Below are 14,997 nucleotides of genomic sequence, written 5' to 3'. Positions count from 1 at the left end.
CGATCAGCGAGCCACGAGTTCCGGGAGCGTCCAGCTGCCGTCGACGAACGCCTCGCGGGGGCGATAGAGGCGCACCAGGAAGTTCCATCCGTCGGGCAGGGGGATGCTGTTGGGCTCCTCCGCCTCGCCGGGAGGCGTGAATCGTACGGTGATCGCTCCGTCTTCGTCGGGCACGCCCGTGACGGAGTTGACGGTGTACTTGCCCTCCGGATTGGGCTCGAAGTAGCCCGCGGCGTTGTAGACGGACACCGACCAGAACGCATCGACCGGGACGTCCCGCAGGACGAGGTCGTAGCGACCGACGGGGCGCTGCGGGTCGACGCCGATGTAGGACGCTTCGCTCGTGGGCAGCCCGCCCCAGCCGGCGGCCGCACCGATCAGGTGGCGAACGGCGTCGACCTCGTCCTCGGTGCCGAACATGCGGTCGAAGCCCTGGAGCCCCCCCGCCAGCTGCAGCAGCGCGCCGCGCGTCGCGGTGAACGAGGCGGTGTCATAGTCCGGCAGCGTGAACGGACGCGACGAGCCCGCCGACAGCGAGATCTCGTCCTGCAGCGCGGCGACGGCGGCGACGTCATCGGGATCGAGGGGGTCGACGAGCGCGCGCACCGCGACGAGCACGTACTCGGCGTTCGGGGCGATGGCGGCGAGGTCATATGTGCCGGCATCGTGCAGCGCGGCCCGCACGAAGTGCCCCTCATCGAGCACCATGACCGGCAGGTAGCGACCCGCGGCATCCGGAATCTCCAGCGCTGCGCCGCCTGCCAGGTCCACGACGGCGAAGCTGTAGAGCGTGTCGCGATTGAGCCGCACGACGGTCTGCTGGTCGATGGGCGCCGGCTCGCGGTTGTGGCGGAACACGTTGACACCACCGGCATCGCGTTGGATGTCATGGAACATGCGTGCGGTCTCTGCGCGCACGAAGTTGTCGACGTTCACTCTGGTGCTCATGGCCCCTACTCTGCCGCAGACGAGCGAACCTGCCCACGACACGGCGGGATCCTGGTTGCTCACTAGAATCAGAGACATGTCGAAGGTCCTTCAGTCCCTGCCCGTCGGCGAGCGCGTCGGCATCGCCTTCTCGGGAGGGCTCGACACGTCCGTCGCCGTCGCGTGGATGCGCGACAAGGGCGCCGTCCCCTGCACCTACACGGGTGACCTCGGCCAGCCCGACGAAGACGACATCGAGGCGATCCCCGGCCGGGCCCTCGAGTACGGCGCCGAGATCGCGCGGATCGTCGACTGCAAGACCGCACTCGTCGAAGAGGGCTTCGTCGCCCTCGCGTGCGGCGCGTTCCACATCCGCTCGGGCGGCAAGACCTACTTCAACACGACGCCGCTCGGTCGCGCCGTGACCGGGACGCTGCTCGTGCGCGCCATGAAAGAGGACGGCGTCGACATCTGGGGCGACGGGTCGACCTACAAGGGCAACGACATCGAGCGCTTCTACCGGTACGGCCTGCTCGCCAACCCCGCGCTGCGCATCTACAAGCCGTGGCTCGACGCCGACTTCGTGACCGAGCTCGGCGGCCGGCAGGAGATGAGCGAATGGCTCGTCGAGCACGGGTTCCCGTACCGTGACTCCGCCGAGAAGGCGTACTCGACCGACGCCAACATCTGGGGTGCGACGCACGAGGCGAAGACCCTCGAGCACCTCGACGTGTCGCTCGAGACCGTCGAGCCCATCATGGGCGTGCGCTACTGGGACCCCGCCGTCGAGATCGAGACGGAAGACGTCACGGTCGAGTTCGAGCAGGGGCGCCCTGTCGCACTCAACGGCGCGACCTACTCCGACCCCGTCGAACTCGTGCTCGAGGCGAACCGCATCGGCGGCCGCCACGGCCTCGGCATGAGCGACCAGATCGAGAACCGCGTCATCGAGGCGAAGTCGCGCGGCATCTACGAGGCCCCGGGCATGGCGCTGCTGTTCATCGCCTACGAGCGCCTGGTCAACAGCATCCTCAACGAGGACACCCTCGCGACGTACCACGAGCAGGGTCGCCGACTCGGCCGCCTGATGTACGAGGGCCGCTGGCTCGAGCCGCAGTCGCTCATGCTGCGCGAGTCGATCCAGAAGTGGGTCGGGTCGACCATCACGGGCACCGTGACGCTGCGCCTGCGCCGCGGCGACGACTGGACGATCCTCGACACGACCGCCCCGATGATGTCGTACGGGCCCGAGAAGCTCTCAATGGAGCGCGTCGGCGACGCGGCGTTCGGCCCGACCGACCGCATCGGCCAGCTCACGATGCGCAACCTCGACATCGCCGACTCGCGCTCGCGGCTCGAGCAGTACGCCGGCATGGGCCTCATCGGCGGCGCGACCGGCGCCCTGGTGGGCCGCGTGCACGCCGGTGAAGCGGGCGAGATCACCGAGCACGTCGAAGAGCACGACGCCGCGAGCGAAGAGCTCGCCGACGCGACCGACGCGGTGTCGGAGGGCGCCGCGTTCGACTTCGGCACGGACTGACACCGAGACGGCGTCGATAGCTCCGGAGGAATCGCAGGGTCGGGTGCGCTGAGCACCACTTTGCACAATTCATCCGGATTATTCGACGCCTCGCGTCGGTGGGGTTACGATTCTCGACGGTGACACCGACCCGAAAGGTGGCACCGAGGCTCGTCGTGGATGACACGGCGTACCTGCTGCCCGAGCCGTGGAGAGCCTTCGATGACGAGTACCGTCAGTGACCCCGTCGTTTCCGACGACGGCGTGCCCGAGCCCGCGAAGCGACGTCGACCCGTCGGTCGCATCGTCGGCAGGAGCGTCTTCGGCGTCATCGCCGGCGTGACGATCATCGCCCTCATCGCGGCGGGAGCGCTCGTGTGGACGATCCAGCGCTCGTTCCCCCAGCGCGACGGTGTCATCGAGGTGCCCGGCATCGCCGCCGACGTCACGGTGCAGCGCGATGACCTGGGTATCCCCGTCATCACCGCCTCGAGCACCGACGACCTGCTCTTCGCGCAGGGCTACGTGCACGCGCAGGACCGCTTCTGGGAGATGGACTTCCGCCGGCACGTCACGAGCGGACGCGTCGCCGAGCTGTTCGGCGAGTCGCAGCTGGGCACCGACAGATTCCTGCGCACCCTCGGCTGGCGTGCGATCGCCGAGCAAGAGGTCGACGCGCTCGATGAGACCACGCGCAGCTATTACGACGCCTATGCCGAGGGCGTCAACGCCTACCTCGCCGACAACGACGGCGCCGACGCGTCGTTCGAGTACGCCGTGCTCGGACTGCAGAACCCCGACTACGAGATCGAGCCGTGGACCCCGGCCGACTCGGTCGCGTGGCTCAAGGCCATGGCCTGGGACCTCCGCTCGAACCTCGAGGACGAGACGACACGCGCGCTCCTGGCGACCGAGCTCGACGACGAGCAGCTGGTCGAGCTCTACCCCGGCTATCCGTTCGACCGCAATCCCGTGATCGTGCCCACGATCTCCGAGGTTCCGGCCCCGACCGCCGATGCCGACGACGCGGTCGCGATCGCGACGGCATCGGTGCAGTGGACCGAAGTCGACGGCGTCGTCGAGGCCGTCGCGGCGCTCGTCGGCGACACGGGCGAGGGGATCGGCTCGAACTCGTGGGTCGTCTCGGGCGAACTCACCGAGAGCGGCATGCCGCTGCTGGCCAACGACCCCCACCTCGGTGCCGCGCTGCCGAGCGTGTGGCACCAGATCGCACTGCGCTGCGACACGGTCACCGTCGACTGCCCGTTCGACGTCGCCGGCTTCGGCTTCTCCGGCGTGCCGGGGGTCATCATCGGGCACAACGATCGCATCGCGTGGGGCTTCACGAACCTCACGACCGACGTCGCCGACCTGTTCATCGAGAAGATCGAGGGCGATCAGTACTGGCGCGACGGCGAGCTCCTCCCCCTCGAGGAGCGCACCGAGACCATCGAGGTCGCCGGCGGAGACGACGTCGAGCTCGTCATCCGCTCGACGGGGCACGGACCGATCGTGTCGGGCCTGACCGACGACTTCACCGGCATCGCCACCGACCCCCGTGTCGGCGACGGCGCGGCACCGACGGATGCACCCGACGGCGAGTACGCCGTCTCGCTGGAGTGGACCGCGCTGAGCCCGGGCACGACGGCGACGGCGATCTTCGAGCTCAACCTCGCCCAGGACTTCGAGCAGTTCCGCCGCGCGGCATCGCTCTTCGACGTGCCGGCCCAGAACCTCGTCTACGCCGACGTCGACGGCAACATCGGTTACCAGACGCCCGGCCGCCTGCCCATCCGCGGCGCGGGTGACGGCTGGCTCCCGCAGCCGGGGTGGGACTCGGCCTACGACTGGCAGGGCTACATCCCGTTCGAGGACCTGCCCGTCGTCTTCAATCCGCCCGAGGGCTACATCGTGACGGCCAACAACGCCGTCGTCGACGACGACTACGAGTACTTCCTCACGCGCGACTGGGACTACGGCTGGCGTGCGGCCCGCATCACACACCTCATCGAGCGCAAATCGGCCGAGAGCGAGCTGACGCTCGAAGACATGCGCAGCATCCAGGCCGACAACGAGTTCTTCATGGGCAAGCGTCTCGCCGCCGCGTTCCACGACCTGTCGACGGGCCGTGAGGGACCCGATGCCGCCCTCGAGCTGATGCGCTCGTGGGACGCCCAGAACGACGCCGACTCGGCGGCCGCCGCCTACGCGAACGTGCTGTGGGACGAACTCGTGCAGAACCTGTTCGTGCGCGGGCGCGACGACGACCTTCCCGTCGCCGGTCAGGGCCGGCTGTTCCTGCTCGTCGACGAGATCCTGCGGGATCCGCAGTCCGAGTGGTGGCAGAACGACGCCCTCGACGTCTCGACCCGCACGGCGATGCTCACGCGCACGGCCGAGGACGCGTACGAGCGCCTGGTCGAACTGCAGACCGACAACCCGTCGCGCTGGAACTGGGGAGCCCTGCACGCGCTCCCGCTGCGCAGCGAGACGTTCGGCTCGTCGGGCATCGCGCCGATCGAGATGCTGTTCAACCGCGGGCCCTACCCCGTGGGCGGCGGCGCGTCGGTCGTCAATGCGACGGGCTGGGATCTCGGCGTCGACTTCGCGACCGTGACGGTGCCCTCGATGCGCATGGTGATCGACCTCGACGACTTCGACGCCTCGCGGTGGAACCACCTGACCGGCGCGAGCGGACACGCGTTCCACCCGAACTACGTCGATCAGACCGCGGCCTGGCAGCAGGTCGCCCTGACGCCGTGGGCGTTCAGCCCCGATGCCGTCGACGCCGCAGCGACGCACACCCTCACGCTGACACCTGCCGCGTGACGGATGCCGCCGGTCAGCCTCCCGCGGCCGGCGGCGTCTGCCGCGACTCGGCGAGCTCGTCGGTGTACAGCGAGCGCTGCGCGATCGTGCCGTTGCGGTAGGCCTGGCGCGCGACCATGTGCGCCGACAGGGGCGCCGTCGCGAGCTGGATCAGCACGATCGGCGCGAGGAAGGCCACGACGGGCCACGAGCGCAGCGACAGGGCGATCGCGAGGCAGATGAGGATGAGGCCGAGCACCTGCGGCTTGGTCGCGGCGTGCAGTCGCGTGGGCACATCGCGGAACCGCAGGATGCCGATCGCCGCGGTGAGGCACAGGAGCGCACCGATGAGGATCAGCACGAACACCGCGATGTCGAGCCACTGGTCGCCGGTCATGAGCTCTGTCCGTCCCTTCTCGCGACGAACCGCGCGATCGCGATGGAGCCGAACACGCCCACGGCGGCGATGATGAGCAGCACGGGAAGCGTGCGCGTGTGCTGGTTGATCGCCATGTCCGCGCCGAGCATGCACATGACGAGGGTCATGAGCACGTCGGATGCGACGGCTCGGTCCAGGATCGACGGTCCGACGATGACGCGCCACAGCGTCAGCAGGGCCGACACGGCGAAGATGACGTAGATGAGGATGAGGAGGGCGTTCATACGGTGCCTCCGATCGGGGTCGGGCGGGCGGCATCCCGGATCTTCTCGACCTGCGCACGGGATCCCACGGCCTTGACGATGCGGCGCTCCCAGGCGTACACGTCCTGACGCTGCTTCTCGACGTCGGCGGCGCTGCGGACCCCGATGACGTGCAGATAGAGGATGCCGCGATCGCGGTCGGCGTCGATGATGAGCGACCCCGGAATGAGCGAGCACGTGACGGCCGTGTGCGTCATGATGAGGTCGTCGTCGACGACCATCGGCACCGCGATGATCGCGGCCCCCGGCTGGCGGCGCGGGTCGATCACCTGCCACGCGACGATGAGCGAGCCGGCGACGACGGCGATCACGAACGACACGACGAAGACGAGGCCGTACCAGAGGTTGATGCGTCCGGACAGCTCGACCGGCGGCAGGCGGAATGCCCGCGTGACGACGATCGCCGCCACGAGCCCGGTGACGAACGAGACCCACGTGAACTGGCCCCACAGCAGCATCCACAGGGCGATGAGCCAGATGAAGAAGGGCAGTTGGCGCCAGAGCTGGAAGAGCACGGAGGCGGGACGGGAGTCGGGGCTCACTGCTGCGCCTCCTCGCTCAGCTCGACGATCGTCACGGTGCCCATCAGCTGCTCTCCCGCGCGGGCGCACAGCGCGTACAGCGGTCCGGCGAACACCGTCAGCGCGACCGTGACGGCGACCATGCCGGCCGTCGCCGTCGTCATGATCCGCGGGATGACGCGCCGCTCGGTCTGCAGCTTCGCGGCCGGCGCACCGCCGAGGTAGGACACCCGGGCTTCGACCTCGGCTTCGGCGAACTCGTCGTCTTCGCGCCAGAAGGCGAGGTTCCACGCACGCATGAGGGCGTAGAGCGTGAGCAGGCTCGTCACGACGCCGCTCACGATCAGCATCATCATGAGGGGTGTGCCCACCTGCGCGGCGGCGTCGAAGAGGGCGAACTTGCCGATGAAGCCCGAGAACGGCGGCAGACCGCCCAGGTTGACGGCGGGGATGAAGTAGAGCACTGCGATGACGGGTGCCGCGCGCATGAGCCCCTTGACGCGCAGGATCGACGTGCTCCCCGCCCGGCGTTCGATGAGTCCGACCGCGAGGAACAGGGTCGTCTGCACGACGATGTGGTGGACGATGTAGTAGATCGTCGCGCCGATCGCCAGTGGCGTCGCTATCGCGAGGCCGAAGATCATGTAGCCGATATGGCTCACGAGCGTGAACGACAGGATGCGTTTCAGCTCGGCCTGCGCGAGCGCGCCCAGGACGCCGATGATCATCGTGAGCAGCGCCACGATCAGCAGCAGCACGTTGACGTCGTTGTCGCGGAACAGCAGCGTCTCCGTGCGGATGAGCGCGTAGACGCCCACTTTCGTGAGCAGACCCGCGAAGACGGCCGTCACGGGCGCGGGGGCGGTCGGATACGAGTCGGGCAGCCAGAACGACAGCGGGAAGACGGCGGCCTTGATGCTGAACGCCACGAGCAGCAGCAGGTGCAGCACGAGCTGCGTCTCCTGTGGGAGCTCCCCCATCCGCTCGGCGATCTGCACCATGTTCACCGTGCCGAGGGCGCCGTAGATCATCGCGATCGCGGCGAGGAAGAGGATCGACGAGACGAGCGAGACGACGATGTAGACGACGCCCGTGCGGATCCGCGACTCGGTCGAGCCGAGCGTGATGAGCACGTACGACGCGACGAGCAGGATCTCGAAGCCGACGTAGAGGTTGAACAGGTCCCCGGCGATGAAGGCGTTGAAGATGCCGGCGCCGAGGATCAGGTACGACGGGTGGAAGATCGAGACGGGAGTGTCGTCGTCGTTGTCGGCGGCGCCCTGGCCGACCGAGAAGAGCAGGACCGCCAGCAGAACCAGGCTCGAGATGGCCACGAGCAGGGCGGCGAGCGTGTCGACGTAGAGCACGATCCCGAACGGGATCGGCCAGCCGCCCACCGACACGGCGATCGGCTGGTCGGTCAGGTCGACGGTGACCAACAGCACGGCGGCGATGGCGAAGACGAGCGTGAACGTCACGATCGACACGACGACCTGCGTCTTGCGATGACGACCGGCGATGAGCGCGACGGCCGCCCCGAGCAGGGGCAGTGTCACCAGGAGGGGGACGAGGGCGCTCATTCGCCGTCACCTCCCGTCGGGCGACGGCCCGGCCGGTTGAGCGGGGCGTCGTCGTTCAGCCCCGGCACATCGCGACTGCCGAGCACCGTGATGGGCGCCGTGTCGGTGCCGATGAAGTCGGTGGTCACGTCGTCGTCTTCGTCCTCGATCTCGGTCTCGTCGTCGAGCACGTCCTCGGCAGCGGCGCTGCGTTCGCGCACCTCGACGTCGGCCTCGTCGTCTTGCACCGTGTCGGCCTGGCCGAGCTGCCACGACCGGTAGATGAGGGCGAGGAGGAAGGCCGAGACGGCGAACGTGATGACGATGGCGGTCAGCGTGAGGGCCTGCGGCAGCGGGTCCGACATCTCGTCGGCCGAATCGGCGGCACCGTAGAACGGTGCGGCGCCGGGCCTTCCCATCACGATGAGAAGCAGCAGGTTCGCCGCGTTCCCCAGCAGCAGGAAGCCGATGAGCACGCGCGTCAGGCTGCGCTCGAGCATCGCGTACACACCGCACGCGAACAGCGCCGCCATGATGACGATGAGCACGAGGCTCACGTCATAGCCACCGGAGTTGCCCATCAGGCGTTCACCCCCTGCGCGCGCGGTCCCTGAGCCGGTCCACCCGGTCCCTGAGCCGGTCGAAGGGCCTGCAGCTGGCGGTCGACCTCGGCGCCGAGGCTGCGCAGCACGTCGAGCACGAGTCCGATCACCACGAGATAGACCCCGACGTCGAAGAGCGTCGACGTGACGAACTCGATGTGGCCGAACAGCACCACGTCGGCTTCGAAGATGGTGCTCGTCAGGGGCGCCTGACCGAAGAACAGCGGCACGATGGCGCACCCCACGGCGAGCGTCATCCCGATGCCGAGCAGTCGCCCGGCGTCGGTGGGCGCCGCGGCACCCAGTTCGTAGCGCCCGCCGGCGACGTACCGCATGACGAGCGCCATGCCCGCCACGAGCCCACCGGCGAACCCGCCGCCCGGAAGGTTGTGACCGGCGAACAGCAGGTACAGCGACACGATGATGATCGTGTGGAAGAGGATCCTCACGATGACCTCGAGCATCATCGACCGGTCCTCGGGCTTGACTCGCTGCCCGCCGACGAGCCACGCCTGGCGCCGGCCCGACGTCGCCGCCGTGCGCGGACGAACGCCCTCGTCCGTCTCGACGAGCGGGCGGCGTGTGCGATTCGAGAACGCGGGCAGCGCCGTCACGAGCGAGAGCGTGTCGGCGCGGTGCGTCACGAAGACGAGGGATGCCACACCGGTCGCGGCGAGGATGAGCACCGACAGTTCGCCCATCGTGTCCCACCCGCGCAGATCGACGAGGGCGACGTTGACGACGTTCTGACCGTGACCGATGTCGTACGCGAGGTCGGGGAACTCGGTCGAGATGGGCAGGTAGTCGCGCGCGCCGGTCGCGATGAGTGCGACCGCGGCCATCGTGAGACCGACCGCGATGGCCAGGACCGCACGGATCACCGGCTGCACCGAGGCGTTGTGCTCGCCCATGCGCGAGGGGATGCGTCGCAGCACGAGGGCGAAGGCGATGAGGGTCACCGTCTCGACGAGGATCTGGGTCAGGGCGAGATCGGGAGCACCGCTCGTGCCGAACAGCAGGACCATGCCGAAGCCGGTGACCGAGACGAGAACGACGCCCGTGTACCGCTTGCGGGCGCGCACCGCGATGATGCCGGCGATGATCATGAGGGGCGCGACGACGAGCTGCATCGGCGTGTGCCACCCGTCGATGCTGATGACCCAGTCCCCGCCCATGACGAGCGCCGTCGTCTCGGCGGCGATGAGCACGACGAAGATCGTGCCGACGTACACGGGAAGGGATCCCCGCTGGGTCAGGCTCGTCGTCAGCACAGACAGTCGTGCGACACCGCGCAGCACGCCGTTGTAGACGTCGGCCGCCGTGAAGGGCAGCACCCGTCGCGTCCATCCGCGCTTGGTGACCCAGAACAGCAGGAACCCGAACACGAGCGTGCCGATCGAGATCCACAGCGCCGGTTCGAAGCCGTGCCACAGGGCGAGGTGCGCGACGTCCGCGGGCGGTGTGATCCCCGGTGTCGCCCGCGGCGCCAGATCGGCGTAGCCCGACAGGGCGAGGTCGAGGAACGGTGCCGCCAGGCCGGTGATGAGCGTCAGCGCGGCAAGGAGAGCTGGAGCGAGCACGAAGCCGACCGGCGGATGGGGCCACTCCGTACGCGGCATCGCGACGGCGTCGGAGCGGCGTGCGCTCCGCGAGGCCCCGCGCGGACCATCGGCGTCCGCCGGAACGGACACGGGCTCCTTCTTCGTCCAGAACGCGCCCCAGATGAAGCGGATGCCGTAGGCGGCGGTGACGGCGGAGCCCAGTGACATGCCCACGAGGGCGACGATGCCCCACGCCTCTCCCGCCGTCGCCTCGTAGAGCAGGCCCGCGAGCGCGCCCTCTTTCGAGACGAAGCCGATCGTGGGGACCATGCCGACCATCGACGAGACCGCGACGATCGCGGCGGTCGCGAGCGCGGGCGCCTGGCGGCCGACACCGCTCAGTTCGCGGATGTCGCGCGTCGACAGCTGTCGATCGATCACGCCGACGATGAGGAACAGCGACGACTTGAACAGGGCGTGGCTGATGAGCAGGGCGAGGCCTGCCAGCGCCGCATCCCGCGTGCCGTAGCCGAGCACGAGCGTCAGCAGTCCCAGCTGGCTCACCGTGCCGAACGCGAGGATGCGCTTGAGGTCGGTCTCGCGCAGCGCCTGGATGCCGCCGAGCAGCATCGTGAACACGCCCAGGCTGATGACGATCGGGCGCCACGTCGGAGCCATCGCGAAGATCGGCGCGAACAGGGCGATGAGGTAGATGCCCGCCTTCACCATCGCCGCCGCGTGCAGGTAGGCGCTGACCGGCGTCGGGGCGGCCATGGCGCCGGGCAGCCAGAAGTGGAACGGGAAGATCGCGGACTTGCTCAGCGCGCCGACGAGGATCAGCACGAGCGCCGTGTTCACGAGGGCGCCGGTGGGCGCCTCGGCGAGGATCAGAGAGATGCTCGAGGTCCCGGCGTGGACGACCAGCAGCACGACGCCGATCAGCATGACCAGCCCGCCGAGCGTCGTCACCAGCAGCGCCTGCAGGGCGGCTCGACGGCTCGCACCGCGCCTGTTGTAGTAGCCGATCAGCAGGTAGGACAGCACGCTCGTGAGCTCCCAGAACATCACGAGCACGACGAGATCGTCCGTGAGCACGAGCCCGTACATCGCTCCGGCGAACGCGAGCAGGACGGCGCAGAACTGGCCGAGGCCCTCGCTCTTGCCCGCGAAGTACCACCGGCAGTAGAACATCACGAGCGCGCCGACGCCCGTCACGATGAGCGTCATGACCCACGAGAGGGTGTCCATCCGCAACGACAGGACGATCCCGAGCGACGGGATCCAGTCGTATGCCTCGAACGGAATTCCTCCGGCGAGCACCGTCGGCGCCTGCAGCGCCGCGTGGACGAACGCGCCGGTCGGCAACAGCGCCGCAGCGAAGAACGCGCGGGGACCGATGCGGTGCACGAGCCACGGCAGCAGAATCGGGACGATCGCGAACGCGCCGAGGATGAGCAGCAAGGGCGGCCCTCCTCAGAGTCGTCGGGCGGGGTGTTCCCGCGGGCGGCTGGGGCGATCGAAGTGTCGGTCAAGTCTAACGGCGCGAGATTCGTCCCCGAACCGCATTGTGCGATTCAGGCCCGCGCGATCGCGGTCGTGTTCCCTTCGCGGAACACGCAGGTGAAGCGCAGGGATGCCGCCTCGCGGCCCTCGAGCAGAGCGGCGACGGCGCGTCCGGCGCTGCGCCCCTTCTCGGTCGCCGGCTGAACGAGCGTGGTGAGCACGTAGGGCGCGAGCCCGTCGACCACGATCCCGTCGAAGCCCGTCACGCTGACGTCCTCCGGCACGCGCAGCCCCGCTTCCTCGGCGGCACGGATGATGCCCGCCGCGAGAAGATCGCTCTGCGCGATGACGGCGGTCGGCCGCGCGTCGGCGAAGATCGCCCTCCCGGCCACGAGCCCCTCGTCGATCGAGCTCGCTGCTGCCGAGTAGGCGGCGGCATCCGGGAACACGTCGCGCGCACCGGCGAGACGGTCCCGCGTCACCTCGATCACGATGCGGATGTCGGGCGCGATCCAGCCGCCGGTCCACCCGGGTCGGACGGGGAGCGTGACGATCCGGACGTCGGTGTGGCCGAGGCCGCGCACGTGGCTCGCGGCGTGGCGCTGCGCCTCGCGATCGTCGAGCCCGATGCGCGGCACCCCCGCGCCGGCATCGCCCTCGATCACGACGACCGGGATGCCGCGGGAGCGGACGACGTCGAGGGATTCCCGCAGCAGCCCGCTGCAGCCGATCAGGACGGCCGCGTCGATCGGCGCCGTCGTGAGCGACGGTCCGACGGCAGCGGGATCGGCGTGATCGCGCAGCAGCAGCAGTCCCGCGCCGAGCCCCGCCACGCCGTCGGCCAGGCCGTCCATCGTGAGGGTCTTGACCGGATCGAGGAACGCCGTGCCCAGATGCTCTTCGAAGACGACGCCGACGATGCCCGAGCGCCCCGTGCGCAGCGAGGCCGCCCGCGGGTCGGGTCCGGTGTACCCGAGTCGCTCTGCCGCATCGAGCACGCGTCCGCGGGTGGCGTCCGAGACGGGGGTCTTGCCGCTGAACACGACCGAGGCCGTCGACGGCGAGACGCCTGCCTCGCGCGCGACGTCGGCGATGGTCGGGCGACGCGTGCTCATGTCCGACCGATCGTAGCCTGACGCCCCCTCGCGTCGAAACGATTCGATACAGTATTCCGATGAAGATCACGCCCGCCCGTCGCGAACTGGTCAACTGGCGCAACGCGATCTTCGCGATCTTCTTCGCGACGGGGCTCGGGTTCGCCACGTGGGCATCGCGCATCCCGTCGGTCAAGGCAGGGCTGGCGATCAACGACTTCCAGGTCGGCATCCTGCTGTTCGTCCTGGGCGCCGCGTCGCTCGTCGGACTCTCGCTCGCCAACCTCGTGCTGGCGCAGTGGGGCGCGCGCCGCGGCCTGCTCGCCGGTCTCGTGACCTTCGGGGTGGGCCTGGCCATCGTGGGAGTGGGGGTCGACGTCGTGCCCTCCTACTCCGTCACGGCGGTCGGGCTCGCGGTGATGGGCTTCGGCATGGCCGCCACCGACATCATGATGAACGTCGAGGGCGCCGCCAACGAGCAGGGGCTCGGGCGCACCATGATGCCGCTGTTCCACGCGCTGTTCAGTCTCGGCACGGTCGCTGGAGCCGGCATCGGCGTCGGCATGACCGCGTGGGGGGTCGGTGTCGCCGCGCACCTGTGGAGCCTCGGGGCGATCGTCGTCGCCACGGCCGCCGTCGCCGTGCGATTCGTCCCGCGGCGCACGCGCGGCGAGGTCGTCGGCGCCGACGACGCGCGCGGGTCGCGCCGCGAACGGCTCACCGCGGCCCTGGCCGTCTGGCGCGAGCCGCGCATCTACTTCATCGGACTCATCATGCTCGGCATGGCCTTCGCCGAGGGCGGCGCCAACGACTGGCTGCCCCTCGCCGTCGTCGACGGGCACGCCGGCACCGAGGCGCAGGGCGCGATCGCCCTCACAGTGTTCTCGGTCGCGATGACGGTCGTGCGCGCCGTGGGCGGTCCGCTCGTCGACCGCTTCGGGCGGGTCTGGACGCTGCGCATCCTCGCCATCGCCGCGGCCGGCGGGCTCACCCTGTTCATCCTCGCCCCGAACCTGCCGCTCGCCCTCGTCGGCGTCGCGCTGTGGGGCATCGGTGCGTCGCTCGGCTTCCCCCTCGGCATGTCTGCGGCGGCTGACGACCCCACCAGGGCGGCGGCGTCGGTGAGCGCGGCCGCGACGATCGGCTACGTGGCCTTCCTCTGCGGGCCGCCCGTGCTCGGCTGGATCAGTCATCAGGTCGGCCTGCTGCCGACCCTGTGGATCCTCGTCGGACTCATCGTTCTGTCGGGCCTCGCCTCGGGTGCCGCCAAGCCCATCGCCGGGTCGCGGGTCGGCGCCGGGCACTGACGGCGCATCCCCCGGGTCGGCGCGGCCGCGGCCGCCGGTGCCCGCGGGGTCAGGCCTCGGCCGCCCCCGCGGCGAGCGCGACGGCGTGGATCATCGGGATCCTCGGCTTTCTCGTCGCGCGCAGCGCCGCCGTCGAACTCGGACTGTTCGACGGGATCGGCGTCTGACGAACCCCGCCGGCAGCGGCATTAGGCTCGTCGGGTGCGTCTTGTCATTGCCCGCTGCTCCGTGGATTACACCGGTCGACTCAACGCGCACCTGCCCCTCGCGACGCGCCTGCTCGTGCACAAGGGCGACGGCTCGCTGCTCGTGCACTCGGACGGCGGCTCGTACAAGCCGCTCAACTGGATGTCGCCGCCGTGCGCCCTGACGGTCGAGATCCCCGACGAGGACTCGGCGAGCGCGGGCGTGCTCGAGCACTGGCGCGTCACGCACGCCAAGTCGGGTGACTCGCTACTCGTGCGCATCTACGAGATCGTGCACGACTCGTCGCACGAACTCGGCATCGATCCGGGGCTGCAGAAGGACGGCGTCGAAGCAGACCTGCAGCGCCTGCTCGCCGAACAGGTCGATGTCCTCGGCGACGGCGTGTCGCTCGTGCGGCGCGAGTTCCCCACCGCGATCGGCCCCGTCGATCTTCTGCTGCGCGATCCCGCCGGCGGCACGATCGCGGTCGAGGTCAAGCGCCGCGGCGACATCGACGGGGTCGAACAGCTGACGCGCTACCTCGAGCTGCTCGGACGCGACCCGCACCTCGCCCCCGTGTCGGGCGTCTTCGCGGCGCAGGAGATCAAGCCGCAGGCCCGCGTGCTCGCCACCGACCGCGGCATCCGCTGCGTCACGCTGGACTACGAGGGCATGAAGGGCATCGAGTCCGGCGCACCCCGGTTGTTCTGACACCTAGGGTGGTTCGT

12 protein-coding genes are annotated in these 14,997 nt (G+C 69.6%); 4 read left to right on the top strand and 8 right to left on the bottom strand.

Annotation, left to right across the window (positions count from 1 at the left end; all coding sequences use genetic code 11):
• Nucleotides 1-3: 3 nt before the first annotated feature.
• The gene (locus tag ACWICD_RS06370; RefSeq protein ID WP_454139675.1) at nt 4-948 is read right to left on the bottom strand and encodes a DUF1254 domain-containing protein; all 945 of its coding nucleotides are present in this window, start codon (nt 946-948) and stop codon (nt 4-6) included.
• A gap of 76 nt (nt 949-1,024) precedes the next feature.
• On the opposite strand from ACWICD_RS06370, the gene argG reads away from it, so the two are divergent.
• Together argG and ACWICD_RS06360 are read left to right on the top strand one after the other, a co-directional pair.
• Entirely contained in the window at nt 1,025-2,467 is a 1,443-nt protein-coding gene (argG, locus tag ACWICD_RS06365; protein WP_454139674.1) for an argininosuccinate synthase, read from the top strand.
• Nucleotides 2,468-2,668: 201 nt separating this feature from the next.
• Entirely contained in the window at nt 2,669-5,275 is a 2,607-nt protein-coding gene (locus ACWICD_RS06360) for a penicillin acylase family protein (protein WP_454139672.1), read from the top strand.
• 13 nt (nt 5,276-5,288) lie between these two features.
• Here ACWICD_RS06360 and mnhG read toward each other — a convergent pair whose 3' ends face one another.
• From mnhG to ACWICD_RS06325, 7 genes are all read right to left on the bottom strand, one after another.
• Nucleotides 5,289-5,651, bottom strand: coding sequence for a monovalent cation/H(+) antiporter subunit G (gene mnhG, locus ACWICD_RS06355; RefSeq protein WP_376129317.1), 363 nt, complete (start codon nt 5,649-5,651; stop codon nt 5,289-5,291).
• Nucleotides 5,648-5,917 (bottom strand): monovalent cation/H+ antiporter complex subunit F, encoded by a 270-nt coding sequence (locus tag ACWICD_RS06350; RefSeq protein ID WP_454139670.1) that lies wholly within the window; start codon nt 5,915-5,917, stop codon nt 5,648-5,650. The genes mnhG and ACWICD_RS06350 overlap by 4 nt, the downstream gene beginning before the upstream one ends.
• Entirely contained in the window at nt 5,914-6,498 is a 585-nt protein-coding gene (locus ACWICD_RS06345) for a Na+/H+ antiporter subunit E (protein WP_376129320.1), read from the bottom strand. Before ACWICD_RS06345 ends, ACWICD_RS06350 begins: the two co-directional genes overlap by 4 nt.
• Nucleotides 6,495-8,057 carry a Na+/H+ antiporter subunit D gene (locus tag ACWICD_RS06340; protein WP_376129322.1) on the bottom strand — a complete coding sequence of 521 codons (1,563 nt, stop codon included), beginning with the start codon at nt 8,055-8,057 and terminating at the stop codon, nt 6,495-6,497. Before ACWICD_RS06340 ends, ACWICD_RS06345 begins: the two co-directional genes overlap by 4 nt.
• Nucleotides 8,054-8,617, bottom strand: coding sequence for a Na(+)/H(+) antiporter subunit C (locus ACWICD_RS06335; protein ID WP_376129323.1), 564 nt, complete (start codon nt 8,615-8,617; stop codon nt 8,054-8,056). The genes ACWICD_RS06340 and ACWICD_RS06335 overlap by 4 nt, the downstream gene beginning before the upstream one ends.
• Nucleotides 8,617-11,640, bottom strand: a complete 3,024-nt coding sequence (locus ACWICD_RS06330; RefSeq protein ID WP_454139668.1) for a Na+/H+ antiporter subunit A — start codon at nt 11,638-11,640, stop codon at nt 8,617-8,619. Before ACWICD_RS06330 ends, ACWICD_RS06335 begins: the two co-directional genes overlap by 1 nt.
• A gap of 113 nt (nt 11,641-11,753) precedes the next feature.
• Nucleotides 11,754-12,797: a LacI family DNA-binding transcriptional regulator gene (locus ACWICD_RS06325; RefSeq protein ID WP_454139667.1), complete on the bottom strand. Its 1,044-nt coding sequence runs from the start codon at nt 12,795-12,797 to the stop codon at nt 11,754-11,756.
• Between the two features lie 59 nt (nt 12,798-12,856).
• Here ACWICD_RS06325 and ACWICD_RS06320 point away from each other — a divergent pair, with 59 nt between their 5' ends.
• Both ACWICD_RS06320 and nucS read left to right on the top strand, forming a co-directional pair.
• On the top strand, nt 12,857-14,083 hold the full coding sequence (locus ACWICD_RS06320; protein WP_454139665.1) for an MFS transporter: 1,227 nt from the start codon (nt 12,857-12,859) through the stop codon (nt 14,081-14,083).
• A 201-nt stretch (nt 14,084-14,284) separates the two neighbouring features.
• On the top strand, nt 14,285-14,980 hold the full coding sequence (gene nucS / locus ACWICD_RS06315) for an endonuclease NucS (RefSeq protein WP_454139663.1): 696 nt from the start codon (nt 14,285-14,287) through the stop codon (nt 14,978-14,980).
• The last annotated feature ends 17 nt before the right edge of the window (nt 14,981-14,997 follow it).

The organism is Microbacterium sp. NPDC055357, assembly GCF_053644835.1.
This window is presented reverse-complemented; position numbering and strand designations above follow the sequence as displayed.

What these genes read in the sequence shown, in the direction of transcription:
- ACWICD_RS06350 (WP_454139670.1), bottom strand. Translation starts at nt 5,917, where the DNA reads ATGAACGCCCTCCTCATCCTCATCTACGTCATCTTCGCCGTGTCGGCC.
- ACWICD_RS06320 (WP_454139665.1), top strand. Translation starts at nt 12,857, where the DNA reads ATGAAGATCACGCCCGCCCGTCGCGAACTGGTCAACTGGCGCAACGCG.
- ACWICD_RS06325 (WP_454139667.1), bottom strand. Translation starts at nt 12,797, where the DNA reads ATGAGCACGCGTCGCCCGACCATCGCCGACGTCGCGCGCGAGGCAGGC.
- ACWICD_RS06340 (WP_376129322.1), bottom strand. Translation starts at nt 8,057, where the DNA reads ATGAGCGCCCTCGTCCCCCTCCTGGTGACACTGCCCCTGCTCGGGGCG.
- ACWICD_RS06370 (WP_454139675.1), bottom strand. Translation starts at nt 948, where the DNA reads ATGAGCACCAGAGTGAACGTCGACAACTTCGTGCGCGCAGAGACCGCA.
- ACWICD_RS06335 (WP_376129323.1), bottom strand. Translation starts at nt 8,617, where the DNA reads ATGGGCAACTCCGGTGGCTATGACGTGAGCCTCGTGCTCATCGTCATC.
- ACWICD_RS06360 (WP_454139672.1), top strand. Translation starts at nt 2,669, where the DNA reads ATGACGAGTACCGTCAGTGACCCCGTCGTTTCCGACGACGGCGTGCCC.
- argG (WP_454139674.1), top strand. Translation starts at nt 1,025, where the DNA reads ATGTCGAAGGTCCTTCAGTCCCTGCCCGTCGGCGAGCGCGTCGGCATC.
- mnhG (WP_376129317.1), bottom strand. Translation starts at nt 5,651, where the DNA reads ATGACCGGCGACCAGTGGCTCGACATCGCGGTGTTCGTGCTGATCCTC.